Annotated in this window: 30 protein-coding genes, 1 tRNA gene and 2 pseudogenes; 11 read left to right on the top strand and 22 right to left on the bottom strand. The window is 43.7% G+C overall.

What is annotated here, in order from left to right; translation table 11 throughout:
* The first annotated feature begins 3 nt into the window (after positions 1-3).
* The gene (locus PGQ33_RS11610) at positions 4-633 is read left to right on the top strand and encodes a YczE/YyaS/YitT family protein (RefSeq protein ID WP_117835951.1); all 630 of its coding nucleotides are present in this window, start codon (positions 4-6) and stop codon (positions 631-633) included.
* 36 nt (positions 634-669) lie between these two features.
* Here the strand turns inward: PGQ33_RS11610 and PGQ33_RS11605 are convergent, their stop codons facing one another.
* From PGQ33_RS11605 to PGQ33_RS11585, 5 genes and pseudogenes are all read right to left on the bottom strand, one after another.
* Entirely contained in the window at positions 670-945 is a 276-nt protein-coding gene (locus PGQ33_RS11605; protein WP_270204003.1) for a hypothetical protein, read from the bottom strand.
* Positions 946-1,042: 97 nt separating this feature from the next.
* On the bottom strand, positions 1,043-2,104 hold the full coding sequence (locus tag PGQ33_RS11600; RefSeq protein ID WP_270205769.1) for a Fic family protein: 1,062 nt from the start codon (positions 2,102-2,104) through the stop codon (positions 1,043-1,045).
* A gap of 111 nt (positions 2,105-2,215) precedes the next feature.
* Complete coding sequence (locus PGQ33_RS11595; protein ID WP_270205768.1) at positions 2,216-2,374, bottom strand: hypothetical protein; 159 nt, start codon at positions 2,372-2,374, stop codon at positions 2,216-2,218.
* Positions 2,375-3,003: 629 nt separating this feature from the next.
* Positions 3,004-3,816: pseudogene (locus PGQ33_RS11590) on the bottom strand (ATP-binding protein); the annotation flags it as partial.
* Positions 3,794-4,600: a CPBP family intramembrane glutamic endopeptidase gene (locus tag PGQ33_RS11585; protein ID WP_270205767.1), complete on the bottom strand. Its 807-nt coding sequence runs from the start codon at positions 4,598-4,600 to the stop codon at positions 3,794-3,796. The pseudogene PGQ33_RS11590 and the gene PGQ33_RS11585, both read right to left, overlap by 23 nt.
* A 347-nt stretch (positions 4,601-4,947) precedes the next feature.
* Between PGQ33_RS11585 and PGQ33_RS11580 the strand changes: the two genes are divergently transcribed.
* A complete protein-coding gene (locus tag PGQ33_RS11580) occupies positions 4,948-5,199 on the top strand; it encodes a DUF6061 family protein (protein WP_118568760.1) in 252 nt (83 codons plus the stop codon).
* 107 nt (positions 5,200-5,306) lie between these two features.
* Here the strand turns inward: PGQ33_RS11580 and PGQ33_RS11575 are convergent, their stop codons facing one another.
* The 8 genes from PGQ33_RS11575 to PGQ33_RS11540 form a co-directional block, all read right to left on the bottom strand.
* The gene (locus PGQ33_RS11575) at positions 5,307-5,942 is read right to left on the bottom strand and encodes an HAD family hydrolase (RefSeq protein WP_118515955.1); all 636 of its coding nucleotides are present in this window, start codon (positions 5,940-5,942) and stop codon (positions 5,307-5,309) included.
* Positions 5,932-6,534 (bottom strand): sugar O-acetyltransferase, encoded by a 603-nt coding sequence (locus PGQ33_RS11570; RefSeq protein ID WP_117674858.1) that lies wholly within the window; start codon positions 6,532-6,534, stop codon positions 5,932-5,934. Before PGQ33_RS11570 ends, PGQ33_RS11575 begins: the two co-directional genes overlap by 11 nt.
* 11 nt (positions 6,535-6,545) lie before the next feature.
* Positions 6,546-7,145, bottom strand: coding sequence for an HDOD domain-containing protein (locus PGQ33_RS11565; RefSeq protein ID WP_019162948.1), 600 nt, complete (start codon positions 7,143-7,145; stop codon positions 6,546-6,548).
* Positions 7,146-7,549: 404 nt separating this feature from the next.
* Positions 7,550-8,461, bottom strand: coding sequence for an AraC family transcriptional regulator (locus PGQ33_RS11560; protein ID WP_016304806.1), 912 nt, complete (start codon positions 8,459-8,461; stop codon positions 7,550-7,552).
* A 223-nt stretch (positions 8,462-8,684) separates the two neighbouring features.
* A complete protein-coding gene (locus PGQ33_RS11555; protein WP_270205766.1) occupies positions 8,685-9,434 on the bottom strand; it encodes a DUF6040 family protein in 750 nt (249 codons plus the stop codon).
* Positions 9,373-11,094 carry a MobA/MobL family protein gene (locus tag PGQ33_RS11550; protein WP_270205765.1) on the bottom strand — a complete coding sequence of 574 codons (1,722 nt, stop codon included), beginning with the start codon at positions 11,092-11,094 and terminating at the stop codon, positions 9,373-9,375. Before PGQ33_RS11550 ends, PGQ33_RS11555 begins: the two co-directional genes overlap by 62 nt.
* Positions 11,095-11,422: 328 nt before the next feature.
* Complete coding sequence (locus tag PGQ33_RS11545; RefSeq protein WP_002578306.1) at positions 11,423-11,737, bottom strand: DUF3847 domain-containing protein; 315 nt, start codon at positions 11,735-11,737, stop codon at positions 11,423-11,425.
* A gap of 145 nt (positions 11,738-11,882) precedes the next feature.
* Positions 11,883-12,113, bottom strand: a complete 231-nt coding sequence (locus PGQ33_RS11540; RefSeq protein WP_002578307.1) for a helix-turn-helix domain-containing protein — start codon at positions 12,111-12,113, stop codon at positions 11,883-11,885.
* Between the two features lie 175 nt (positions 12,114-12,288).
* On the opposite strand from PGQ33_RS11540, the gene PGQ33_RS11535 reads away from it, so the two are divergent.
* Positions 12,289-12,918, top strand: a complete 630-nt coding sequence (locus PGQ33_RS11535; protein WP_117598208.1) for a helix-turn-helix domain-containing protein — start codon at positions 12,289-12,291, stop codon at positions 12,916-12,918.
* Positions 12,919-13,004: 86 nt separating this feature from the next.
* On the top strand, positions 13,005-14,300 hold the full coding sequence (locus PGQ33_RS11530; RefSeq protein ID WP_270205764.1) for a tyrosine-type recombinase/integrase: 1,296 nt from the start codon (positions 13,005-13,007) through the stop codon (positions 14,298-14,300).
* Between the two features lie 273 nt (positions 14,301-14,573).
* Here the strand turns inward: PGQ33_RS11530 and PGQ33_RS11525 are convergent, their stop codons facing one another.
* The 9 genes and pseudogenes from PGQ33_RS11525 to PGQ33_RS11485 all read right to left on the bottom strand — a co-directional run bounded on the left by PGQ33_RS11525 (position 14,574) and on the right by PGQ33_RS11485 (position 20,463).
* Positions 14,574-15,092 (bottom strand): ClbS/DfsB family four-helix bundle protein, encoded by a 519-nt coding sequence (locus tag PGQ33_RS11525; protein ID WP_002304342.1) that lies wholly within the window; start codon positions 15,090-15,092, stop codon positions 14,574-14,576.
* A gap of 54 nt (positions 15,093-15,146) precedes the next feature.
* Positions 15,147-15,749 (bottom strand): Type 1 glutamine amidotransferase-like domain-containing protein, encoded by a 603-nt coding sequence (locus tag PGQ33_RS11520; protein ID WP_055271744.1) that lies wholly within the window; start codon positions 15,747-15,749, stop codon positions 15,147-15,149.
* A gap of 68 nt (positions 15,750-15,817) precedes the next feature.
* Positions 15,818-16,216, bottom strand: a complete 399-nt coding sequence (locus PGQ33_RS11515; protein ID WP_173905991.1) for a hypothetical protein — start codon at positions 16,214-16,216, stop codon at positions 15,818-15,820.
* A gap of 61 nt (positions 16,217-16,277) precedes the next feature.
* Positions 16,278-16,835: pseudogene (locus PGQ33_RS11510) on the bottom strand (ParA family protein); the annotation flags it as partial.
* 6 nt (positions 16,836-16,841) lie between these two features.
* Positions 16,842-17,771, bottom strand: a complete 930-nt coding sequence (locus tag PGQ33_RS11505) for a DUF6017 domain-containing protein (protein WP_002304312.1) — start codon at positions 17,769-17,771, stop codon at positions 16,842-16,844.
* Positions 17,768-17,971: a hypothetical protein gene (locus PGQ33_RS11500; protein WP_223385014.1), complete on the bottom strand. Its 204-nt coding sequence runs from the start codon at positions 17,969-17,971 to the stop codon at positions 17,768-17,770. Before PGQ33_RS11500 ends, PGQ33_RS11505 begins: the two co-directional genes overlap by 4 nt.
* A 569-nt stretch (positions 17,972-18,540) precedes the next feature.
* A tRNA-Arg gene (locus PGQ33_RS11495) sits at positions 18,541-18,617 on the bottom strand.
* A gap of 527 nt (positions 18,618-19,144) precedes the next feature.
* Positions 19,145-19,456 (bottom strand): hypothetical protein, encoded by a 312-nt coding sequence (locus tag PGQ33_RS11490; RefSeq protein WP_270205763.1) that lies wholly within the window; start codon positions 19,454-19,456, stop codon positions 19,145-19,147.
* A gap of 146 nt (positions 19,457-19,602) precedes the next feature.
* Entirely contained in the window at positions 19,603-20,463 is an 861-nt protein-coding gene (locus PGQ33_RS11485; protein ID WP_270205762.1) for a PD-(D/E)XK nuclease family transposase, read from the bottom strand.
* Between the two features lie 561 nt (positions 20,464-21,024).
* Between PGQ33_RS11485 and PGQ33_RS11480 the strand changes: the two genes are divergently transcribed.
* The 7 genes from PGQ33_RS11480 (at position 21,025) to PGQ33_RS11450 (ending at position 26,233) form a co-directional block, all read left to right on the top strand.
* Complete coding sequence (locus PGQ33_RS11480) at positions 21,025-21,675, top strand: hypothetical protein (RefSeq protein ID WP_270205761.1); 651 nt, start codon at positions 21,025-21,027, stop codon at positions 21,673-21,675.
* Between the two features lie 643 nt (positions 21,676-22,318).
* On the top strand, positions 22,319-22,585 hold the full coding sequence (locus PGQ33_RS11475) for a hypothetical protein (protein ID WP_270205760.1): 267 nt from the start codon (positions 22,319-22,321) through the stop codon (positions 22,583-22,585).
* 130 nt (positions 22,586-22,715) lie between these two features.
* Positions 22,716-23,570 (top strand): ATP-binding protein, encoded by an 855-nt coding sequence (locus PGQ33_RS11470; RefSeq protein ID WP_117527802.1) that lies wholly within the window; start codon positions 22,716-22,718, stop codon positions 23,568-23,570.
* Positions 23,571-23,735: 165 nt separating this feature from the next.
* A complete protein-coding gene (locus PGQ33_RS11465; RefSeq protein ID WP_117527800.1) occupies positions 23,736-24,182 on the top strand; it encodes a sigma-70 family RNA polymerase sigma factor in 447 nt (148 codons plus the stop codon).
* Positions 24,163-24,384 carry a helix-turn-helix domain-containing protein gene (locus PGQ33_RS11460; RefSeq protein WP_055158116.1) on the top strand — a complete coding sequence of 74 codons (222 nt, stop codon included), beginning with the start codon at positions 24,163-24,165 and terminating at the stop codon, positions 24,382-24,384. The genes PGQ33_RS11465 and PGQ33_RS11460 overlap by 20 nt, the downstream gene beginning before the upstream one ends.
* A 130-nt stretch (positions 24,385-24,514) precedes the next feature.
* Positions 24,515-24,703 (top strand): helix-turn-helix domain-containing protein, encoded by a 189-nt coding sequence (locus tag PGQ33_RS11455; protein ID WP_242991768.1) that lies wholly within the window; start codon positions 24,515-24,517, stop codon positions 24,701-24,703.
* A 21-nt stretch (positions 24,704-24,724) separates the two neighbouring features.
* Complete coding sequence (locus PGQ33_RS11450) at positions 24,725-26,233, top strand: tyrosine-type recombinase/integrase (protein ID WP_270205759.1); 1,509 nt, start codon at positions 24,725-24,727, stop codon at positions 26,231-26,233.
* Positions 26,234-26,265 lie beyond the last annotated feature (32 nt).

Genomic DNA, 26,265 nt, shown 5'->3' with positions numbered 1-26,265 from the left:
GTCATGACAAAGACAAAAAGAACTGGCGGAATGGTACTGGGAATATTGTTTATTGGATTATGTGTATCTTTCTTACGACTTTCACAATTTGGCGTGGATCCATTCAGTGCAATGAATCTCGGAATCAGCGGATTTATCGGATGGAGCTTTGGAACGTGGCAGTTGCTTGTCAATGCGATCATTCTTGTAGTTGTATTCTTTCAGGCAAGATCCTGCATTGGTGCGGGAACCATTATCAATATGGTATTTGTCGGATATATTGCAGATTTTATCTGTTATGTAGCAAATGATGTAGTGCAGATTCAGATGAATCTGCCACTGCGTATCCTTGCACTGCTGATTGCTCAGCTGATGGCATCCATGGGAGTGGCATTATATATGGTCGCAGATATGGGAATCGCTCCATATGACAGTGTCGCAATTATAATCGAGAAACTGACACATCAAAAAATCCCATTCCATAAAGCAAGGATTCTTTCAGATGTTGTTGTCGTGATTATCGGAATCATATTTGCCACTGCATCTGGGGCGGGAATCTGGTCGGTAGTAGGGATTGGTACAATTATAAATGCCTGCTTCAACGGTCCATTAATTCAATTTTTTAAAACAAAACTGGAGAGATTTTACTTGTAAAATCTAAGGATTACAATTCTCCAATTCTTGCAAGGCTCATATCCAGAACGGATACGGGCCTTTCTTTTTCACCAGTAGCTTCATCCAAACCTTCATATTGAATAATGAATCCTTCTCAAACGAAAATTCCAAGCGCTCGAACATTTCCTTATCATCACCGTAAGTGTAAACGCTGTCATATATCATCCATTTTCGATTTGATCCGGTTATCATTCGCGGTGTATTCGACATGAGGATAGTTTCTTCTGGAAATTGGGTTGGAATCGTTCCATAAAGTAAGCGTCCGTTTTTGTTATAAATGCTATCATTCATTTAGCATCGCATCCTGACGAATTACAGGCCGTAAAAGAAGAACATGCTTCTTATCGAAATTAAAAGCAAAACAAGTAATTTATTTGAAAATAATTTTTCAAATACGGACATAACCGGTGGATGGACCTGCACCGACCTTTGCGATATACCCACTTTTAACTAAATCCGTCAGTGTTCTTTCAACGGTAACCTTACTTATGTCAGGGCATAGTTCCATAATTTCCTTCTTCGTTATCTTACCGACCTTATTATCAATCACCGCCTTAATTCTATCCGGCTTGGAAAGATTATGATACTTCAAATGTTCTACACGGTTTTCAAATTCATTGTATGCTTTTAGCATAATACCTAAATAATACTTAACAAAAGGCTCATAACTGTTTTTATCCTCATGCCAACCGACAGAACTTGCTTGAAGAGCTTCATAATATGTTTCTTTCGTTTTTTCAATCAGCATTTCCATGCTGACATACTTTCCAACGATATATCCAGCTTTATAGAACAACAATAAAGTCAACAGACGGCTCATTCTACCATTTCCATCATTGAAGGGATGAATACACAGAAAATCCAGAATGAACATGGGGATTAAAATCAGTTTATCAATGAGATTTGCTTCCCATGCTTCAAGAAAATGAGCGCAAAGTTCGTCTATTGCTTCTGCAGCCTGAAAAGCTGGAACTGGAATAAAACGAGCTTTCTGGTGTCCCTCGGCATCGGTTTCTGCAATTACATTGTCTGAATTCTTATAGGTACCACCGATGTTTCCTTGGGAATAAGAATATAAATCACGATGTAACTGTAAAATAATGTTTGGTCTTGGAGTGATATATTCATAACTTTCGTGAATCGTAGCCAGCACTTCACGGTAGCCGGCAATTTCCTGTTCAGACCGATTACGTGGCTCTGCTTTCTGACTTACCAGTTCTTCCAAACGTTTATCACTTGTAAATATACCTTCAATTCGGTTAGATGCTCCCGTACTTTGAATTAAAGCAACTTCCAGAAGTGTTTTCAGTTCATCTATGTTTGCTTCCAGAAATAATTCCTGTTTACCTTTATGCTCATGAATACTGCCAACCATCTGAACAATTTCAGGTGTCAGCAACTTCGCAGGATTTGTAATATAATCAAAATTTTTCATTGAAATCTCCTTCATTTTGAATTTATCTCCATCATTTTAATGCTAAATGATGGAGATTTCAATAGATTTGATGGAGATAAATTCTCCATATGCACAATAAATATACTCATTTGGATATAGAATTTATTACTTCATCGTCTTTGCCAGCGAATTGAGCAACGCCCGCATCTCTGGATTTGCCAATACTTTTGCCAGAAGTTCCGAATCAACTTCATCAGCAACAGAAGTATTATTATTTTCCTGCTGCTTCCTAAGATTTCCTGTAACTCTTGAACTGTATAACATCTTTTTCTGACATTTCTTTATTCTCTTTTCTTTGAAATATGAAAGAAAAATTATCCCTTCATATAACGAAACGCTCAGAGCATGTTTTACAGTGGTCAAAAGCAAATTTTTTGAAATTTCTGCATTTTTCTTGAAATTCAGTAAAGAATCGGGTTGCCTTTACATAGTTTCCACTTTCGAAAAATGAAAAAACTTCCATTTTTGAAAGTGGGTGACTATATAAAAACAATCACGAGAGCAAAATATCTTGATAGAATCATTGAACTGAGTCTTCTTGCGAGTTTTTTTAATACCACTCGTAAGAAACTCGTAACATTAGATTTTTCAGTAAAGAAAAAGAGCATATGGAATTGAATCCATACACTCTATGATTACTGGAACTTTATTTCATTTTTAATTCAACAAACTTTTGTTTATCTCGTTCTTAAGTTCATCTTTATTCTCGTATGTTCTCACTATCGGAATCGTACTCTGTCTGTTCTACATAATCTGCGGAACAGTCTCGTTTGTACGGATAAAAAAATAAACTGAGCCACGGCTGTTCCAATATGAAATCAGCCGTGGCCTTATTTATATCATTTCACTCTTTTTTGAAATAGAACAACACCACAGCAACAACTCAAATCGACTTAAAATTCCAGACTATTCGCATTCAGCAAGAAATACTTCATTCCCATGATGACAAAACCTTCATCATTTCTCCAAGGCTTTTTGCTGCCATTTACAATGACGATCTTCTTGAAAGAGTCCGGGATATTACGCAGAGAATTGAACTCCTGCGTCTGTTTTTCTTCCGAAGTCATGTCATATGCAACCTGGATATAGTATCTCTGGTTTCCTTGATTCACCACAAAGTCAACCTCCAACTGCTTGCGAACACGTTTGCCCTCTTTATCCTTATCGAAGATATCCACGACACCCACATCAACATTGTAGCCACGGATCAGCAGCTCGTTATAAACAATGTTCTCCATGATATGAGTAGGCTCCTGCTGTCTGAAATTCAGACGTGCATTTCTCAGTCCCAGATCAGTAAAGTAGTATTTCAGATTTGCACCGATATACTTTCTGCCCTTAATATCGTATCGGCTTGCCTGGGAAATCAAAAAGGCATCTGTCAAATGGTCGATATGCTTGGAGATGGTTTTATTAGCATAAGTCATCTGGCGCTCACTGGCAAAGGTATTGGCAATCTTTGAAGGGTTGGTCGGTGCGCCGATTGCAGATGCAAGCACATCAATCAGAATCCCAATCTCATCCACGTTCTGAATCTTATTTCTTTCAATAACATCCTTCAGATAGACATTTGCAAAGATGTTCTTCAGATAGTCCGCTTTCTGTCGTTCGCTCTGGAAACTTACGATCTGCGGCAATCCTCCGTAGATCATGTAGTCATCCCAGGCATCATCATAATCGCCGTCATAGACAGAATAAAACTCTGCAACCTAATAGTGCAATAATTGATGATTCAATTCCAAATTCTCCACCAGTGAAAACAAAGTCTTTTGAATCAAGTACATATGTCATAACCGAATATTCATCTGCCTTTTCGCTTATTGATAAACCGCCGCCAATAATTAAAATATTCCAAAGTGAATGGACAATTCCGCTGTTCCAAACAGAACCACTTTCAATAGCAACCATTGAGAACATTATTCCCACCATTGTTCCAGCAATAAGAACCAACAGGCTACTTATAATGGAAAAATCCATTTCTATAATATGTACTAATCCAAATAAAACTGATGGAATTAATACAGCTACTTTAATATTCCATTTCTCTTTTAACAGATTTAGAATAACTCCTCGAAAAACCATTTCTTCAACAAAACCAGCGGCTATGCCTGTAAAAACAATACCAGCACTCAGTGTTGAAAAAATCTGATTACTATTCATTCCAGAAAAAACGTACTTTCCAGAAAAGAAAAAAAGATAAACCGCTTTTACTGTCACAGGTAATAATACACCTACAATAATCCATTTAGCTTTAATTGAAAATTTTGGCATTCCCAAATTTTCTATTTTTATTTTAAGTAGTCTTTTTGAAAATAATTCACTTAAAACAAATGCTAATCCAACATATATAATTCCTGCTATAATATTGCATATACCTTCTGGAATTTTAACCAAAACAAACAAACTTGCCACTAACTGAGCTAATATTTGAGCTACTATCAATACAATGATGGCTCCCAAAGCCCCTCCTATCGTCTTTCTTGTACTCATAAAATGTTCTCCTTTACCTTCATTATTGCAAAAATTTACTACCAACTTAACAAATTCCGATTGAGATTTCACCTGTTTTAAGAGATTTAATAACTGTTATATTTTGTTATTAAATTCTCTGTAAACCCTTGAAAACACTGGATTTGTCGCAGGTGAGCTTTCCCTTATTGTTTCCCTTGTGTTATATCGTCCCGCCAGTGTTTACAAACTCTGATAAGGGAAAATACAAGGGCAAGAAAATCATATAAAACAGTATAACACAAAATAAAAGTGACATGGTGAACTGATTGAAATGCTTCTGATTTTTGTAACTGATGATTTATTGATCGATAAGGAGATAAGATACGATGAGAACAATATTTGCAGAATATAATCCACAATGCAACAGTATTGATGTTTATACCAGTGCCGGCTATATGCTTCGCATTGACTGCTGGGAAGCTGAGAAGGACTTAAAAACCACGCCTGGATCAGACTGTGCATTAAATACACTTGCTATTGACGAACCACTGGAATATGCAAGATTATATCTTGATGGAAATATGCAAATGTGGGTAGATGCAGAAGATTCTTTGGAGAGAATTGTAAACCACAAGTAGCCTGTATGCTTTATTTTACATACAGGCTACTTAATCAAAATCACCATAATTGATCAAGCAAGTTTTTTTAATATACCTCGGAGTCATTTTCGTTCGATCTTTCATCGCTAATAAAATTTCTCTGAAGTGATAGCAGATAACAGATTGGCAGGTTTTTCTAAAAAATAATCTGCTTTTATGTGCTTATTATGACTGCCCCATACTGCTAAAGCAAAATCAATTCCCGCATTTTCCGCACATTTACTGTCATATTTGCTATCTCCGATATAAAGTACTTTCCTATGGTCTGTTTTTGATAATTCCACATATTTCAAAATCGGTGCGGCATTGGGTTTATGTTCCTGTGTATCGTCTGCACATATGATTGTTTTGAAATAATGACTGATACCAAACGGACAAAAATCATGTGTAAATTCTTCCCTTGTCTTTGATGTGACAATCCCCATTTCATAATCCAGACTTAGAAGATTTTTCAATAATTCAACGATTCCGTCAAATACTTTAATGTTATTTGTATAGTTACGCATATTTTTATCCCATAATTCTATCGCATAGGAAGTGTCTTTTATCGCAAGTTTTTTCAAAGCATCTGTTCCTGTAATCCCTAACGCAAATCTTAGTTCAGAACATGTTATCTCTCTCCCGGACAATCCCTTTATAGTTTCCTGTAAAGAATGTAATACAGCATATTCCGTATCAATCAGAGTGCCGTCAATGTCAAAAACGATATGCTTATACTTCATGCTGCCACCTTTCCCTGTCTGTATCAAAATAACGTATCACCCTGCATGGATTTCCTACTGCAACACAATTAGGCGGGATAGGGCGGGTAACTACACTTCCAGCCCCTATCACGCTGTTTTTTCCTATAGTGACTCCGGGCAGAAGAATACAGCCGCCGCCAATCCAGACATTACTTTCTATTTCTATCGGACGTGCATAGGTTCTAAAAAATGTTGTCTGACGTTCCCTCCAATCCGGCACAAACCTTTCCTGTGGTAAGACAGGGTGTGAAGATGTATAAATCTGCACATTTGACGCAATCAATACCCTGTCGCCAATTCGGATAGTTTTGTTATCCACAAAGGTACAATTCATATTGACGATCACATCATTTCCCAAAAAAATATTTTTTCCATAGTCGCAATGAAAAGGCGTGTCGATTGCCACATTTTCCCCTATTCCGCCCAACAGCTCCCGAAGAATGGAAGTGCGTTTTTCTGTATCTCTATAATCAGAAAAATAATATTTCCGTGTTAATTCCCTTGTGCGGGCAATCTGCTTTAACGTATCGCTGTCCGCTGTTTCCAAAAAATCACTGGATTCGTAATACACAATATCCCCCCTTAACGAAAACTGTTTTCCATAACGCCCGGAAGCAGGGCATAGATAGAACAGCCAATCTGATCCTCAAACCGTTCTTTAATCTCTAAAATCTTTTTCCATCTGTCTATTGTCGCTGGGTGAACGCCGTATCGCATTGTCACGTCTACAAATCTCTTTTCCAAAAGACAGAACCCCGAAGGCATAGCCAATGCGTCACATAACTGTACAAGACGGTCATAATCATCATATACCGCATTTGCAACAAATTCTTTCATAAACAGGTAATCCTCATCACTGACATCAAACTCTCCGATAGATGTGGCAATATCCTGTATCATAAATGCGTGGGATATACATATTTGTGCGGCTTTTCCCCACCCACGCTCCATACAGTAACGATAGCCGTCTATCAGATGCCTTTCCGAACTCACTCCGGCATAACGTCCAATATCGTGTAACAGCCCGAAAATATACGCCTGTTCAGAAGATAAATCTTTACAGTGTGACGCAATGTTTTTACAGGCTTCGGCTACATACCGGGAATGTTCTGCCCATGCTCCCGGATTGGATTCTGCCGCTTCCCTTAATGCCAGTTCTGCGGTCTGAATGTTCAACTCCATTTTTAACTCCTTTCAAAAGGGCGGGGCTGGAAGATAAACTGTCCAGCCCCTTTATGATGAAATATTTACAGATAAATCAGCAATCCCCGGCATAGTACGAAACAATGTTCATATAGTCCGTTGGATTCGGAACTTCTAAAACAAGCCGCAAACAGTTTTTGTTTTGGGAGTATTGCCGCCACAAACTGCCCTGTATCTTTTCTTCCCCATTGATGTTTTGTTTTTTACCATACGGGCAGAGCATATTTACTTTGCCGGAACAGCTATTGACCGTATCTAAAAAATTTTTCATGTTCAGAATGTTCAGTTTTACCACTTTGCACTCACCTCCTGTAAATGACGGATTTACTTTACAGGTATCATTATAATGCAAAAGGAATAGAAAAAATATTTCTTTTCTGCCCTTATCTATCACTATTCTGCCATTTTCTCCGATATTCTGTGGGTGAACAATGTGTGTATTCTCGAAAAACCTTTCCAAAATAACTGCTACTCCCCAAACCGCACTCATGGCTGATAACGGTAACTGCTTCCTGCCCCTTTGCTAGCATCTGACAGGCAGCTTGCAGACGGTAAGCCTTTATATACTCTACGGGTGTCATGTGCAGACAGTCATGGAACACTCTATAACACTCCCTTTCGCTTAGGTATGCTGCTGCCGCAAGTTCCGGGATAGAGATTTTCTCTCTGTAATGTTCGTGAATATATATCATCATCAGCTTTATTTTATCGTTGCTTTTATTATGTTCCCCCTTTTTTTCACGCATAGGACGGGATAGTTCAAAAAGCATGAGCCATATTTCTGTTAGGGTTTCCCGCAGTTTTATTTCATATCCAAATTCATCACTGGATAAACGAAATGAAGCGGCAAGCAGTTTCAAAATCCTTTCTTCTTCTGCATTGCCTGGAAAAAGCGGAATTACCTCAATCTGTGGGGCTGTTATGATAGGCGCAATATATTTTTGTTCAATCCTGCTTCCCTGTTCCCCGGCAAGTAGGGAAACATCGAAAATATGAAGTAGCTGTATATTCTTTTCTTTCTGCGATATTGCTTTTGTCATATGGAGTACATTGGAATTTACTATGCCGCCGCTTCCAGCCGGAAACAACAGTTTTCCTCCCGGCGTATCATATTCAATGCTACCACTTTCCATATAAAAAAGTTCCACTGTCTTGTGCCAGTGCCACGGTACATAATGTCCGATATACTTGTCAAGTTCTGCCCTTGAAGCGATATAGGGAAAATCTTTTTCAAAACCGGGAAGCAGTTCTTCCTTGCTTCCAGTATAAAATTCAATGCTATGGATATTTTTCATGTCTGTTCACCTGTACATCTGCGATTTTGTATCTGCTTTATGGATTAAATATACTAGAATAGCTCGGTAATTGTCAATCAATCAAAACAGATTCATTTGGAAGATTATAAAAAATAGTGTTAAAAATCAAAGAACAGTTTTCACAGACTCTAAAAATCTGGATAACTAAAAATAAGTATATTTGTTTTGTGAAAAACAGGCAGTTTTACCTGCCCATTTTACTTTAAAAATATCCTCGTTTTTCTCGCCAGTTTTTCACATAACATCGGATTCCGATATAAACCGCATGTACCAGAAGTAGCAACATAATGAGGTTTATCGGAATAATTGATTTTATCCATTTTCCGAAATAGATTATGATAGCTGTACTCATTATCACCACCATGATGCTGATAATATCCCAGCAATATTTCCGGTAGATTTTCCCCACCTGATAGCCAGTCCCGATTATCAGCAATCCCGTTATGATAAATAAAATTCCCATAACAATACTTACAATCAGCCAGTACACAATCCCTGAAATGATACTATTTGAGATTCCACTGCTTAACTGTCCGAAAGAATCTGCACCTGCAACAAATTTTTGAAACAGGCTTAAGATTCCTTTAGCAAACATACTGAAAAAGCTAATACAGTCACTAAAGAAAACTGGAGAAAGGATAGCAGTGAATAGTGTAATGGCTATACTGTACCATGCCAGCAGAAACAGGATACTTTCATAACCAGCCGTCATATTTTTATATTTTTTCTCTAACTGAATTTTACGGTTATCGCATTTTTCTTTTGCTTTTTGGTAAGCAGTGCGGTCACAGTTATCGCATTTCTCATAGGGCACTTTTTTCTCAACAGCTACCTCTGTTGTCTTTTGGTGTGTCTGTGCATAAAGTTTTTCCTGCTCTGCTTTTTCATACTTAAATTTCCATGCCACGACTTCTGCGTCGGCTCTTTTCCTGCTGTCTGTCTCGCTGGTCAATCGTTCCTCTGTTTGCCTTAATCTTGTCCGCAATGCTTCGATATTCTCGGCTCTGTTTTCGCTGTTCAATTTCTCGTTCAAGGTCAGCGATTCTCTTAGCTGTCTGTTCAGTTTCTGGATTGTCTGGTCTTTCTGATCCAGTTCGTCCTGCATCTGTTCGGTCATCAGCAGAAGTTCTTCCACCTGCCCGACGTTCTCTAAGTTTCTGCATTCGCTCATCAATCTCCCTCGCTTTCTCTATCTGCTGTTTAAGGTCAGCAATTCGCTGTTCTGTTTCTGCAATAAGCTGTTCTCGCTGTTCAGCTTCTGCGTTAATTCCTGCCATTGCTGATTCTCGTTTTCCAACTGTTCGATTCTGGTTTTCTGTTGCTCGATCTGTGAGAGCAGTTCTTCTGTATCTGGCAAAAGATTCAGCAGCCCGGATAATTCGCTGTTTAAGTTTTTTAAACTCTGGTTCTGCTCCTGAAAAGACAGGAGCTGTCGATCCCGTTCCTGCAATTCCTGTATCATCTCTGCCATAAGCTTCTGCTGTTCCTCTATCTGATTTATCATTGTCTCCATCATGGGAATGACTTCCCGGCTTTCTTCTAATGTCATCCAATCGCTCCTTCCATTGTGTCAATGCACCGGATACTTTTCCAAAAGAAATCTTTATTTTACCCAGCAGTGCATTTTGTCTTTTTATGATCTGGTTTTCCTCCACTTTCCATGAAGCGGAGGATGTCTGTCCGTTTTGAAATTTCTCATCAATTTTTCTGGCATCCGCACCCTCATGGATCGTCGGTATCTCTAATTTTCCCTGCCTTGCATAAGAACGGTGGTCAATGTGATTTTCCGTTTTCAAATGTGCATTACAGACGTTTGCCCATTCGCTCCGCCATAGCTCACAATTTTGTGGATTGTTCCACCCGGTAGCATCGGTTAATACACGTTTCCACTGTTTACGGTTCCTTGCACCGACTTTCTGATTGCCATTTTCGTCCAATACCGGGATTCGGATTCCATGACGGTTAGGGTTCTTTTTATCCTGCCACCAGTCCGGATGGGATTCATCCTCCACGATATTTCCATTTTTATCTCTGACAAAATCCCAGTCCTTGACTTCCTTGTTCCCCCATGAGTGGTCTGGATTGAGTGGTCGCATCGTCACAAGTAAATGCACATGGGGATTCCCATCTCCTTTATCGTGGATACTCCAGTCCGCACACATTCCCTTATCTACAAAGGTCTTTTGGATATATTCAGTTGTATAATTTATCTGTTCCTGTCGGCTCCATTCTTTCGGAAGTGAGAACTCAAATGACCTGCCAAGTTGTGCGTCTGAACTTTTTTCTATCCTCAAAACTTCATTCCATAAACGCTGCTTCTGAAAAGTAAGTTTAAATTTTTTCAGTGCGGCTTCTTTGTTATCTGCCCTTTTATATCGGACAGATTTCTGGAACCGTCTGATATTTTCAGCAGGTACATTCAGCCATTCCTGTGGTGCATTTTCACACATCAACAGGCTGGTATAAACAACTTCTCTTTTGGAAGTGTAGTAGCTGATTCTGCCGGTTTCTTCATTTTTCATCACATCACCATTGAGATAGGCAGATGCTGATATGATGGATTTCCCTTTGCTGCGTCCAACAATCTTTACTGTATAATGAAAAATCGCCATGCTCCGTTTCCCCCTTTCTGCTGTATCCGGCTTTGATTTCCGGCAGGTAACGTTTTCCCAAAAAGAAAATGGTATCTGCCGGAACGCCCTCTGCGTAAGAGTGCCCTGTGCATAACAGCCTGCATGGAATGTGCCCCTCTGGCGAAGAGTCCCTCCTGCGGCATGAGCAGGTCTGCATGAAATGCCCGCCGACGGAACGAGCCCGGCAAGCGTAAGCGCAGACCGGTTGCCACCTGTGGCAAACTTATACGGACGACCTCTGGTTGTCCATAAGTGCGCCCTTCATGAAAAAGCAATGAAGGGAATGGAAAATCCACTCCCTCCGGCATTACACTTCCTCCGTATTCGCAACTGGCTCTTTCTGCATTGCCTTTGAGAAGAATTTCCCATTTGCTTCCTGCCTTTTTAAGAAGCCGATCAGCTTTGGGATATCATCTTCCTCAATCGCAGAACCCAGCACCGATTCCACCGCACCACCAATCTGGCAGAGCCTGTGTGTCCGCTTTTTAGTTTCCACATCTTTCTGACGTTTCTTCAGTTCCCGTTTCTGTGCTGCATACTGTTTTGCTTTCTCAAGGCTTTCCTGTTCTTTCTTTTCCAACTGGAGCATACGCTCCTCATAACTCTTTGTTGATCTTGCCATAAATATCATCGTCCTTTCTTTTTCTTCCAAACATAAGTTTCCTGTTGTCTGTCAGACGAAGTACATGGTATAATCTGTTTGCGTGTAGGTATATCATGACTCCGGTCTGATAGAACCTTTGGCGGTTTCTTCGGGAACCGCTTTTTTAAGTTGAACCGTTTCTTGTGACTGCTTTCACATTTCCCTTATCCCTCAAGTCTCTGCCCTCGTTGGCTTCCATAAAAAGTTCCAGCATATCCGTTTTGATCAGGACTTTTCTCCCGACCTTTAATACCGGAAGTTTCTTCCATTCCACCAGTTTTCTCAGGGTGTTCCTGCCGATTCCCGTATAATCAGCAGCTTCTTCAATAGATAAGGCAATCTTTCTTTGTGTCATATGACCACCTCCTTTTAAATTGCATTATGCAATTTTATTTGTGCTGTCAGTATAGCGTGTTTATATTGCTTTGTCAAGCATTATGAAATTTCATTCATTTTCTATAAATTGCATATTGCAATATATTTTGTTGCGTGGTATAGTAATGACATACCGAAAAAGGAGGCACATCAGCATGAAAGATAAAGAACTACGCAAGCTGATCGGTAGCAGGGCAAAACAGCGCCGTCTGGAATTAAATCTGACACAGCCTTATGTCGCAGAGAAGATGGGAGTTACCGCTTCCACAATCCTGCGTTATGAGAACGGTTCGATTGACAATACCAAAAAGATGGTACTGGAAGGTCTCTCGGAAGCACTTCATGTATCAATCGAATGGCTCAAAGGGGAAACCGATGAATATGAAACTGATATTACGGATAAGAAAGAATTGCAGATTCGTGATGCGATGGGCAACATTCTCAAACAGTTACCTCTTGACCTCAATAAAACAGAAGACGCTTTTTCTAAAGACTTACTGCTGTTAATGTTAAAGCAATATGAACTGTTTCTGGATTCGTTTCAGTTCGCCTGCAAAAATTACAAAGGCAGTACCAAAGATGCGGACATTGCCAAAGTAATGGGATTTGAATCGAAAGATGAATATAATGAGATTATGTTTCTTAGGGAGATCACACATACTGTCAACGCATTTAATGATATGGCGGATGTTGTAAGGCTCTATTCAAAGAAACCGGAAGCAGCAGAACAAAGGCTTGCCAATCTTTTATCCGAAGTTATGTATGAGGATTCTGAATCGGTATAGTAAGACAACCGGAGTTGTGATATACTTACACGCTAGAAGCATTTCAACAGTTCTGATTGTCGGATATCGAAAGGAGACATACGATTATGGCAAAAGGATCTGTTAGAAAAAAAGGAAAAAAATGGTACTATCGCTTCTATGTAGAAGATGCAAGCGGTAAAATGGTTCAGAAAGAATATGCTGGAACCGAAAGTAAAAGTGAGACGGAAAAACTTCTCCGCAAAGCACTGGAAGATTACGAAAATAAGAAGTTTGTCGCAAAGGCAGACAGCCTTACGGTAGGAGAGCTTCTGGATATGTGGGCGGAAGAAGAACTGAAAACCGGGACACTCAGCAACGGCACAGTGGAAAATTATCTTGGTGCAATCCGCTGTATCAAAAAACACCCGATTGCAGACCGCAAACTGAAAACAGTTACTGCCGAACATTTACAGGCATTTCTTGATCTGCTTACATTCGGTGGTGAGTTTCCAGACGGGAAAGTAAGAAAGGGATACAGCAAAGATTATATCCATTCTTTTTCCGCAGTGTTACAGCAGTCATTCCGTTTTGCAGTATTTCCAAAACAACTAATCAGTTTCAATCCGATGCAATATATCAAGCTGAAACGACAGGCAGAGGAAGTTGACCTCTTTTCTGATGATGAGGTAGAAGAAGGTACACAGCCGATTTCACATGAGGATTACGAGCGGCTTATCAAGTATCTGGAAAAGAAAAATCCACCTGCAATTCTGCCGATTCAGATCGCATATTATGCAGGACTTCGTATCGGGGAAACCTGTGGTCTTACATGGCAGGACATCAACCTTGAAGAACAATGCCTGACCATAAAACGCAGTATCCGTTATGACGGAACGAAGCATAAAAATGTGATTGGAACAACCAAGCGAAAGAAAGTAAGGATTGTTGATTTTGGAGATACACTGACTGAAATATTGAAAGCAGCAAGACGGGAACAACTGAAAAGCCGGATGCAGTACGGGGAACTTTACCACCGCAACTACTACAAAGAGGTGCATGTAAAAAACAGGGTGTATTATGAATACTATCACCTTGACGGAACGCAGGAAGTCCCGGCAGATTATAAAGAAATATCCTTTGTCTGCCTCAGACCGGATGGTAGTCTGGAACTGCCGAGTACACTCGGCATTGTATGCAGGTCAGTGTCAAAGAAGCTGGAAGGATTTGAAGATTTTCACTTTCACCAGTTACGGCACACCTACACCAGCAACCTGCTCTCGAATGGGGCGGCTCCGAAAGATGTACAGGAACTGTTAGGACATTCTGACGTCAGTACCACAATGAATATTTACGCTCACTCAACAAGAAAAGCTAAACGGGATTCCGCAAGACTTCTTGATAAAGTAGCGAGCAATGCTTAAATACAGAGAACTTGCCACTGGCAACTTCCCTTGCATACTTTGGCATAAAATTTCCCTTATTTCCCTTGCGGATTCCTCACAAGGGCAAAAATAAGGGAAAATACATATCATTTCACTATCTAAGGGGCTGGAAAGCCTGTAAAATAAGGAAAGTTCAGGAAATCTCTCCACAAATTCCGATTTTAATGTCTCTATTATACCATAATGATACTATTATAAAAAAGGAAAAAGAGCTCCTTCGAGCTCTTTTGATTCAGTTCTGTAAACTTGAAGTTATAGTGCAATCTTTTTCCATTTTCTAATCTTGGTTCTAAAGGTTCCGAACGGAGCAACTGTATTAACATGTATGAATTTGTATACTTCCCAGACAGCTGTTTTAGTTGCTTCGTCAGCCCATTTTCTCATATGTGGTTTAAATAATTCTTCCTCACTCAGAGAATCAATCATTGCATAAATAGAGTTGATATTCTCATTCAATCTGTCTTTCAATTCTTGCAGTGACAGCTGAGCATATGTATCTGTGAACCATTGATATAATTCGCCAAGCTGATTCCACTTAAAATTATCCGAAGGAGTTTTAACAGGAATACCCTTTCTTTCGTCTGATTCCCATTTAATAACAAGAGTTGTCCAGCCAACCTGATAAGCAAGATTTTCTGCCGGAGTTCGATCGATCTCATCAATTCTCTTATCTTTTAAATGCTCCGGAATATCATTAAATTCTGAAATATATTTTGCAAAGCTTTTATTTATCTCGTTTTTAAGCTCGTCTTTATTCTCATATGTTCTCAATAGTCTATCTCCTCAGCTTCCGATTTTCCAGTTTCAAAAACAGGAATTTTCAAATTAGTCTTTGCAAATAACCTTTGAACCTTCACCATCAATTACAATTCCCTGACGGTTGTTAATCGGGCATAGATTCAAATCCGAAAACTCAGTCATTATTTTCTCGGTAACTTTCTTAAATGGTGCTGTAAGATAATGCGGAAGAACATAGAAATCAATCAAATCAAGCCCTGCATCATCTTCTTGTGAGTAGTCCTCTGGCTTTTCATCCATTTGCTCGATATATTGGATGCTTGGAGCGCATATAATTGCGCCTGCCGACTCGCCGATCATCAATTTTCCATTTGCCAATTCCTTTTTCAGTAGCCCATCAGTTCCCGTTTTACGGAGCTGGTCCATAAGAAAGAAAGAATTTCCGCCGGTAAAATATATCACATCTGCTTCTTCAAAAACAGACTGTATCGTTGAATAAGCCTCCGTTGAAATATCAATTTCAGTTACGATTGCTCCCAACTTTTTGAATAATTTTCGAGCCGAGCCGACATAACCGGTGTAGCCTTCACGCAGTGAAGCTGTTGGAATAAATGCGACTTTCTTATTTTCAATTTCTTCCTTTATCAGACTTCCCACACTTGAAAAGTGCGAACATAAAAATAGTTTCATCAATATTCTCCTTTATAAATACCGATTTGCCCATCAAATCGTTTTCTTCATTCTATCACAGTATCATATTATTCCGCCATCAATTTTTCGAACCAGGTATCCATGACAATAATAAACTGGCCTGCGCCTTGCCATTCTTGCAGCATTTCATCCAGAGTTTTGTGTTTCTCATATTTCTGCACATACACCCAGGTGGCTATACCACTGGCCTCAGAAATAATTCCTGTTATGATCTTACGCATGATGCCCTCAAATTCTGCGATTTCCTCTTTTGAAACGATGTCATAGAGATTAGGAATCTGAAAATCTTCTTTCCCACAGTTCTCATGTACATTAATCAACTCTGCTTTCACCCTTTTTCTGGATTCCTCGGGTAATTTCAAATATTGCCAGATCATTGAGACCACTTCGGAAGGTGTGTCTTTTTTGATCGGTGGTAACTGAATAAAATCATTGTTTTCACTCATTTTCATATTCTCCTCACGATATAATAAAATCAATAATACGTTCTCTTGTCATGTCCAGTACAATCCTCAGTTTCGGGTTGATTTGCCTCTTGACCTTGTTGATGGTTCCAAGCAGCTGTTCCAGACCCTTTGCAGGAAGGTATGCTGCCTGAACCGGTATCAGCACATTGTCGGCAGCTGCCAACGCATTGACGGTCAGCATACCCAAAGACGGCATACAGTCAAGAAGAATGTAATCATAATTCTGTTTGACTGTATCCAGGTATTGCCGGAGAATGGTTTCCCGGCTCATGGCATTGACCAGTGCTACCTCCATACCTGAGAGTTCGATGTTGGACGGCACCAAATCAACGCCCTCCGGATGATGAAGAATCCCTTCATCGGGAGTAATAGGGTTTTCCATCATAATCTTTCCCATCAGATCGGAAAGTGTCGGAGACAGATCATCCGGGCAGGGATTGCCCAAACTGACCGTCAGGGAAGCCTGGGGATCGGTGTCTACCAGAAGCACCTTTTTTCCTTCAAGAGCCAAGCCAACGCCCAGATTCTCGGTGGTGGTGGTCTTTCCAGTGCCTCCTTTCTGATTGACCACCGCAATGATGGTTGCTTTTTTCGACATTTATCGTCACTCTCCTTCCTCTCGCTTCATTTTCAATTTCTTAAATCCTCCTTCCAAATATCCGTGTGACATATCGTGCCGAACAAGAGCATCGTAGTAGGTGTCTATTGTCGTCGGCGCATTGTATATCGTAGTCAGCATATACTGACGGATATTTCTAATCTTTGTGGTGTTCTCCTTGAAGCAGTCCATAACATATCGAATGTGTTCGGCATTCAGTTTCATAAACCGACTGCGGACAATTTCTGCCGGACGCTCCTCTGCACCAATGCGAATCAACGGTCGCTTCGTGCAAACTGTTTCAACGATCAACTCCAGAATGTTATCCAGCATTTCGGAATCGTAAGGGTAATCCTTCTTCAACAAATCCATACTGAGCTGATCCGAGAAATAATCAAAGTATTCTTGATACCGGTCATTCTCGTCCATCATTCCACCATTTCCGGAAGGAAAGATAGAATCAGTATCACTAAATTCAGTATTTTTAATATCAGTATTATTACATTGTGATTTCGGAAGTTCTTGAGTTGTGATTTCCATTGTTCCAGAATTGTGATTTTCACAATTCAAGAGTTGTGAATCCACAGCAGAGATAAAGTTCTTCACATAGATCAGGTTGGGCTTTCCCAAACCCTGGCGCTTACGTTCAATCAATCCTGCTTTCTTCTCAAGTTCACTGAGCAGCTTGATAGCCTTTTGTTCAGCACAGTTCAGAGCCATCTTCGCTTCGTCGATTGTAAAAATGATATACACTCTACCGTTTTTATCTATCCAACCATTCTTGGCAGACAGGCTCATGCGGTCAAGCAAAATGCCATACAGCATCTTGGCATCGGCAGAAATATTCCAGAACCTCTCGTTCGTGAACAACACCTTCGGAACTCGATAGAATGTGAATAGATCGGATTGCTGACCGTAAAAATAATCAAAACTCACACGGCTTCACCACCTTCTTTCTGCGGAAAACTTTCTGTTGTCAGCGGAATGCTGCGGAAAGTCGTATCCGTCTTTTCGTAAGGACATCGGGCAAAATAGTAGAAGCGGTATTCCTGTTCATACACATCCATATCAACGAAGCCCCACTTCACGCATAACCTTCTTCGTACACCAACCAATGCACGGGTGATCTCGCCCATAGGGACAGCCATCACATTCCGACTTGGGTTTCGGCGGCAAAGAGATTAAGTAGTAGCAATTATTTCTACCCAGACGGCAGCCCTTTCTGCCATTCGTCCAGAAGTAGCAGTAATGACAGTCGCTCGGCTTGTCTGCGGTATAAACAGGCTTGCTCAAATAAAACACCTCCAATCTCTTGTATTTGCCCATGGGTTTGGGCATAAAAAAAGAGCGCCTATCCATCCCCAATGCGGGGCAAATAGACGCTCTATGTACATAACGATATTTAATTTTATCTGCTATAACTGCATGGTATTCAAAACATCCGCCTTTTTTGATTAGCTGGATTTTTGGCACGATTTTGGGGCTGATTAGCAGGAAGGGCATTTTCATTAGCAAGAACAGCCCGTTTTCTGCTAAAAATTAGCTGGCGATTTTGTCTTATAACAACCGTTCGATTCTGGAGGGGTTGTCAAAAATCAAATTTTGGAGTAGAATTTTATCTCATACAGTGAAAGAGCTTTTTCGTAGCTTTTTATATAAGAAAAGCCGAAAACCCTTGAAAACAAAGGCTTTCGGCGTTGTTCACTGGCGTCCATAAGAGGATTTGAACCTCCGACCCCACGCTTAGGAGGCGTGTGCTCTATCCAGCTGAGCTATATGGACGTGTCTGATATATGATTATAGCCCGATCAAAGTCGAACTGCAATCCCTTATTTAGTTTTTTTTGAGGTGGCCGTTGTAACGCAACCTTAGGAGGCGAACCCTCTATCCTACTGAGGTACTGAGACGTATTTAATTTTCATGGAGCAATTTTCAAATTTATTTCATAAATCGCTTCCAAAAGGGGATTGCTCCACCTGACCCTTAGGAGTTCTCCCCGTTGTTTTGAAGCACTTGGAATCCTCCGGTACCAAATGACCGCTTGACGCTGTAACTACGGGCATTCTACGAATTAAGCAGATGCTTCCTTCTGTCCTAACCGGTACTCCATATCCACTTGTGGAACGTTATCTGTTAGCAGAATGTTAGCAACTCAAAGTTCGTAAAATCGTCTAGTCATTCCAACGCTCTCGTTGGAGAATTGGATACTCGAATGAATCAACACTAGACACTAAGGAGTCAATATCAAAAGGCTCTGCGAGCTGACAACCCGCAGAGCCATAAAACCGTGAAGCTGTTTATGCGGCTAACTATCTTGCCGCTGTTGTGCTTGCGAGCCAGCTCTTTACTGTTTCAATATTTACTTTTATAACCTCGGCAATATCCTCAACGCTCATTTTCTTTTCAGCGAGGGAATAAGCCACATTCCTCTTCGTTTCAAGTTCTCTTTCATCGCAAAGCTGCTCCATTTCCTTGCACATATGCTCCACCCCTTTCTCGGTCTCTTTCAGTTCGTGTACGCGGTCGGCCAAGGCTCCCGCCTGCATCTCTTTCGCTTCCTTCACACGGAAGTCGTGCATCAGTCTTCCAAGCTCGCCGCCATCGTCCTTGCTGGAATCCACGTAGATGAAGTGTTCCTCGTCCCCGAACTCCTTGCCGTTCTCGCGGATTATCCGGTCGATGTGGGCTATCGGGAGTCCATATCAAAAGGCTCTGCGAACCCAAAGCCCGCAGAGCCGTGAAACCGTAAAGCCGTCTAAGTGGTTATCTATCTTGCAGTAGAAACACTACCTGCAAGCCACTCCTGCACCATCTGGGCGTTCACTTTCAAGATTTTTGCGATTCTATCTACCGTCATGCCGTCTTCCGCCATGCTTTTGGCATTCTCTCTTTTCTCTTCCAGTCTTCCTTCCTCCACGCCTTCCAGACGCAGGGCTTCCATTTCCTTGCACATATGCTCCACTCCTTTCTCGGTCTCTTTCAGTTCGTGCACGCGGTCTTTCAATGCTCCCGCCTGCATCTCTTTCGCTTCCTTCACACGGAAATCGTGCATCAGTCTTCCAAGCTCGCCGCCATCGTCCTTGCTCGAATCCACGTAGATGAAGTGTTCCTCGTCCCCGAACTCCTTGCCGTTCTCGCGGATTATCCGGTCGATATGGGCTATCGGAAGTCCGTGCCCCAGTGCGTCTTTCAACGTGACGAATATCACGTAGGTTTCCGGGAGCTTATCGAAGTTCTTTCCCGTATCCAGCACGTTGGAATCCATCATCCCGAGGTTGTATCTGGCACGTTTCGGGTGCGCCCCCTCATCGTCTTGCTGTATCTCGACGTTGAAGATGCGTCCGCTTCCATCCTTTGCCACACAGTCCAGCACGACACCTCTGCCATGCATGTTTCTGAAATCCACCTGCGTCTCATTGTCGATGACGGTCAAATCCTTGTCCTCCATGATGATTCTAAGAACGTACTCGCAGGCTTTCTTATCCTTGAATACATTCCGCGCGAAAATATCGCTCATCACGGTCAGATTCTTAATCGTTTTCTTGTATCTCTCCTTATGCTTAAGCATCGTTTCTTCCTGATTCATCGGTGAAGACCACCTCCTGTTCGACTCACAAGAAGGTATCAACCATCTTGCTATATATATATTTTACAAGAAAGCCGGTAAACATTCAAGACTTGTATTTTCCCCGCCGAAAGGGCAAAATCCTGCGGCTTGCGCGGAGTGGCCGGGGTTTGGGGCAGCGCCCCATTTTAGCAATCTCCGTGCATATAATGAGCGGTCGCGGTGCCCGGCGGGAAAGCCCCTCGCTTTTCCTGCGTCCGGCGCATCGCGGCAGCGAAGGCGAATGCACGGGAGTCGGAGCCGGTCAACTTTTCCGTTCCAAATGTTTCCGTCAATCCGCCTGCGGATTTATGAAAGATTTGTGGGCGGGATGGTTGAGGGGCGAATCACTCTACCCGGACGAGAAAAGGGTCAACGTTCGCAAATAGGCGCAAATGGGTTCATTTGATGCTAAATGGTGTCTTTTTCTATCATCGGCATCCGTGCATTTGGCAGTTTCTACCTGCATGTTCGTGTATAGGGCAGAGGGATAGAAAAATAGCCTGCGTTATAATCTGTCCCCAAGGAGACGGCATTCTTGCCGCTTCAAAAAGCAGGAAATCGGAAAAGAAAGGATGATGCCACATGGCTCAGGATTTCGGCGATGACATGGGAAACGCCCTCCTAAACTTCGTCACAAGGCAGACGGAGAACTATCTGCGGTTCGGACGTGGCAGGGAACGTGCTTTCGACTGGTGGCAGCGCCATTATAAGAAGGAGGGGAACACTCCCGAAGCCGCAAAAGCAATGGCTGAGAAGCAATCCTCTCGTGAGCAGGTGGTCGTGCCCTTTGGTACTTCCGAGGAAGCCGCCTACTATGCGCAGGTATGCCGCGAGAATGGTACCTATGCCGCCGCCTACACGGACAAACAGGGAAACGGATTCCTTGCCTTTGCCAAAGAGGATGCTAAGACCGTCGCAGGGTATGTCCCGCAATTTAAGGACGTGATGGCGCGTCTCGATGAGCAGCGTATCACCGACGCACTGAATCACGCGGAACCCGTGGATAAGAAGACCATGGATTCCCTCACGGAGCTGACAGGCTATCCCGACCTTCCGGCGGAAGACGTAACGGTCATTCCGGTCACCATCCGTTACAAGGACGCGCCAGACAAGACTTACGATGTGCTCTTTAGCGAGCAGGATACCGAAAACCTCAATATCGACGATTCGATTTTCTTCTCCGGATACTCCCACAAGGAGCTTACCGAGATATCCTCGTGGTCTCCGTCATAACCCGGGCGCGTTGCAAAACTGAGCCGAAAGCTCCACCCGTTGACGAAATATCGAATCTTCCTGTCCATCTTGGCTCCCTTCTGCCATTGAACGGCTCGGTACCGTCCCTTTTGCTGTCTATAGATATAGCAGACCGGCATACCAGCAAGCAGGTGAACCGTACACTCCATATATCCCGCATATTCTGTTCAAAAAAGAAGGGCACCCTTTCGGATGCCCTCGTTCATTCGTCCAAATACCGCCAATGGTATCCAGCGCATGTTTGCGATTCATTGCGCAAAGCTCGACATATAGCGCCGTCTGTTCTTTCAACATCCCTCCCGGCGCTCATGATGGATTCGTAGGTTTTCCCCGTTTCAACGCAAACGACCGCTTTCATTTTCCTCTGTGACGTTTTCTTGCCATTGCATCTCGGACATCCTGTTCCTCGTTTCGCCCTGTGCCCTATAGTGGTTATACCAATGAAACCGCAGGTAGCACGGCTGAACAAGCCGAAAATGGCGATGTACAAAATCTGTCACGCCCTAAGAATATAGATGATAGATATAAGAATACATCTACATCTACAGCTGTGGCTGATGGGGAGGGAGCGACAGATTCTGGAATCCCGACAAGGGAGGAAGTACGCTCGCACTTCGCAAAGATGGGATTCGCAGTTGACCCCGACCGTTTCTTCGACGTGAACGAGGGGCGCGGCTGGCGCACGAACTACGGCAAGCCCGTCGATGACTGGAAGAAGCTCGCCGCAGTCTGGGACAGGAACGAGCACCCGAAAACCGTTACCCCTCCCGCACGCACGGAACCGAAGGCCGATGCGGTCGTGAAAATCCCCTCCGTCGAGGAGGTCATGGCGAAATGGGGCTGTGACCGGGAGACGGCTCAGGGATATATCGACGAGAACATGTACTAGAAATGCCCCTGAGAATGCCTGAGAGCCTGCCTATGACACGTTAAATGTCATGTGGCAGAACTGCCCGAACAAGACTGCAAAGTCCCGTAGACAGGCTCTCAGACAGGGTGACGCAGAAAGGACGAGGTAAATGAACGAGAACGGAACGAAAACCAAGGAGCAGGACGGACGAAAGCCGGTTGAGGACTATCGCGACGCAGACGGCATCCTCATATGCGGGAAATGCGGGGAGCCACGCGAGCGGATGTTCCCGGCGGGCGGAATCTTCAAGGAGCCGCACCTTGTCCCGACCATGTGCCGTTGCCAGAGGGAGGAAGCGGACAGGCAGCGCGAGGAAACCGAGCGGGCGGAGAAAAGGCGCAGGACGGAACGGCTAAGGAAGCAGTGCTTCCCCTCATCCGGCAGGTACGCCTTCTGCACCTTCGATGCCGATGACGGCAGGAACGCGGCTCAGAGCACCGTCTGCAAGGCGTTTGCCGCGACCTTCGACCCGAAAGACCCGGAGGGGCTTGTCCTGTACGGGAAGCGCGGCACGGGCAAGAGCTTCCATGCGTCCTGCATCGCGAACGCCGTCATCGAGCGCGGGTTCTCCTGTCTCGTGACCGATATCAAGCAGGTCGTGAACCTGATGGAATCCTCCTTCGAGAAGCGTTCCGGGAACCTTGAGAGAATCCTCGCCCCAGACCTCCTCATCCTTGAAGACCTCGGTGCCCAGCGCTCCACCGAGTACGTCATGGAGCACGTCTACGACGTTATCGACGGGCGCTACAAGGCGGGGAAACCGATGGTGATAACGACGAACTTCGACTTTCGCGAGAGAATCCTGAACGCCACGGCAGATGACCCGTGGGGACGTGTCTTCGACCGCATCGTTGAGGTCGGGTTCCCGGTGAAGTACGACGGCAATTCGCGCCGTCGGGAAATCGGAATGAAGAACCGCAAAGATTTCAAGCGGAAGTTGGGAATCGAGGGGATAGAATCGTAGCGGAGCGGTTTTTAAGCATCAGCCGCTTCTTCCTGATTCTGGTGCCGATTTCCTTCCCGGCACCGTCCCCGCGCCCCGTAGCGTATCGACGCTGCGGGGCTTTCTTTTTCCTCTTGGCAGGAAAGGGCACGGAAATCGTGCCTATACCGAAAGGAGGAAAAAAAGATGACGAAAGAGAAAACGAACCGTAACGAAGTGGTCGGCATGTTCCTGACCTATTGCCGGAAGACCCTCGTGAACGCGCGGACGGATGTTTTAAGGGAGCGCAAAAGGAGACGCAACCGCGAGGTGCTGTTCTGCGACCTCAGAAGGAGTGAACTTGAAAGCCTTGCGGACTGGCAGGACGTGCCGGAGCGGGAAACCGTATTCGATGCCGCCGGAAAGCCTATCGGCGTGACGGATAAAGACCTCGCGGATGCGCTGGAAAAACTCTGCCCAGAGGAGCAGGCAATAATCCTGCTCTCCTATTTTGCCGGATGGTCGGATAGGCGTATCGGTGAGGACATGGGGTTCCCGCGCTCCACGGTGCAAAACCGTCGCGCCCGTGCGCTCGCCCGTCTTGCGGACATTCTGACGGAAGGGGGTGACCCGCATGGCAAAGGGAAAGATTGACTACGATACCGTCGTTGCCGCAACAGGCGGAGATGCCCTTGCTGCCGGGGCGGTGCTCGATTACTTCAACGACTTCATGGACGGACTCTGCACCGGGTTCTACACCGACGCGGATGGCTTCTGGGATTACGGCATCGACCTCTCGATGAAATCGTTTATGCAGGCGAAGCTCTTGCGTGCGATGTTGAGGTTTCAGCCGTAAAAGACGCTACTTGTAACAAGCAAAACCAGAAATAGGGAAAACCAGCATACCAGAAAACTACTTGACCAGCCATGGTATAATAAAAATGTCAAGCGGTTGTCTGGTGCCCTTTTTCCCGGAAAGGAAAATTATGGCATCGGAACACAATCGAACCGAAGAGAAGAAAACCTATACGGTAGGCGAAATCGCCGAAATGCTGGGCATCAGCGACAAGGTGGCCTATACACTCGTGAAGAGCGGGCAGTTCAAGTACGTCCGCGTCGGCAGAGCCATTCGGGTATCCAAAAGCTCCTTCGACAGTTGGTTGGAACCAAATTAACCGACAAGGAGAAGATTCGATATGGCAGCAATCAAGCAGAGAAAAACAAAGTATTCCGTTATCTACTGGTATGTAAATGAACAAGGAGAACGGAAACAAAAATGGGACACTGTGGATACGATTGGCGAAGCAAAGAGCCGCAAGGTCTTTGTAGAGTTCTATCAGGAGAAATACGGACAGTCCATCGTTCCTAACGAGGAGACGTATTTTCAAAGAGTAGCTGATGAAAAAGCAAATACGGGGAAAGAAGGCGGAACCGATGAGCACGATAGCGGCTCGAAGCCGGTTCGCAGAAGAACCCCGACCCCCAAAAGCGCGGTAACGCCGCAAAAGGACGATATCACTTTCAGCGAGTTCCTAAAGCACTATGTGAAAGTGTACGGAACGTCGAAATGGTCTATGAGCACATACAGCGGAAAGACCGGGCTAATAAGGAACTACATTGACCCATATATCGGGGACAAGAAGCTGTCTGAAATCACCACGGAATGCCTTTCGGAGTATTACAACGACCTGCTCTCCGTCGAGCGCGTTCCGCCTGCCAACCAAAAAAAGACCGGCAAATGTGTCGCGCCTTCCGGCGTGAAGAAGATTCATGACGTTATCCGCTCTGCACTCAATCAGGCAATGAAATGGAACTATCTCGACCCGATGATGCAGAATCCGGCAAAACTTGCCACCCTGCCGACGATGAAGAAAACGAAACGGAAGGTGTGGAGTGTGAGCACGTTTCGCGAAGCACTTCCAAGAGTCGAGGACGATATTCTGGCTCTCGCCATGAACCTCGCTTTTTCCTGTTCGCTCAGGGTGGGGGAGATAACCGGTCTCACATGGGAGTGCATTTTCATAGACGAGGAATCTATTGAAAACGGCAACGCTCGCATCATCATCAACAAGGAGGTTGCTCGTGTTTCCATTGAAGCCTTGCAGAGACTCAACGAGCGGGACGTGCTCGTCACGTTTCCCGCTCAGAAACCACACTGCACCACTAGGCTCGTACTCAAGACCCCGAAGACCGAAACCAGCACCCGTGTGGTATGGCTTCCGAAAACCGTGGCGCACATGCTCGTGGAGCATAGGAAAAATCAGGAGGAACTAAAGGAGTTCCTTGGAGCGGATTACCATGACTACAATCTTGCGGTTGCCCTTGAAAACGGAAATCCGGTGGAGAGCCGCATCATCCGAAAGCGCCTGCAAATCTTTTGTGACACGACAGGATACGAACGTGTGGACTTCCATTCGCTCCGCCATCTCTCCACGAAGTACAAACTCAAACTGACACAGGGCGATATTAAGTCCGTCCAAGGAGATACTGGTCATGCCGAAGCCCAGATGGTGACAGACGTTTACTCGGAAATTGAAGACGAGAACCGGCGCGAGAACGCGGCTCGCATGGAAGCCGACTTCTACAGTCCTACCGCTAAAAATGGGAAATCATCAGCAACAGAGGATATCGGCGAAGCTCTGGCAGCTATCCTTAAGAACCTGTCACCTGCGCAACTTGCAGCGCTTGTCTCCGCTGCCCGTTAGCAGTGGTTGTTAGCAAGTTGTTAGCAAATCGT

Source organism: Coprococcus sp. AM100_B19A, from assembly GCF_027662015.1.
Taxonomy (GTDB): domain Bacteria; phylum Bacillota; class Clostridia; order Lachnospirales; family Lachnospiraceae; genus Allocoprococcus; species Allocoprococcus comes.
The sequence above is the reverse complement of the archived record's forward strand: the minus strand, read 5'-3'. Positions and strand labels throughout refer to the sequence as shown.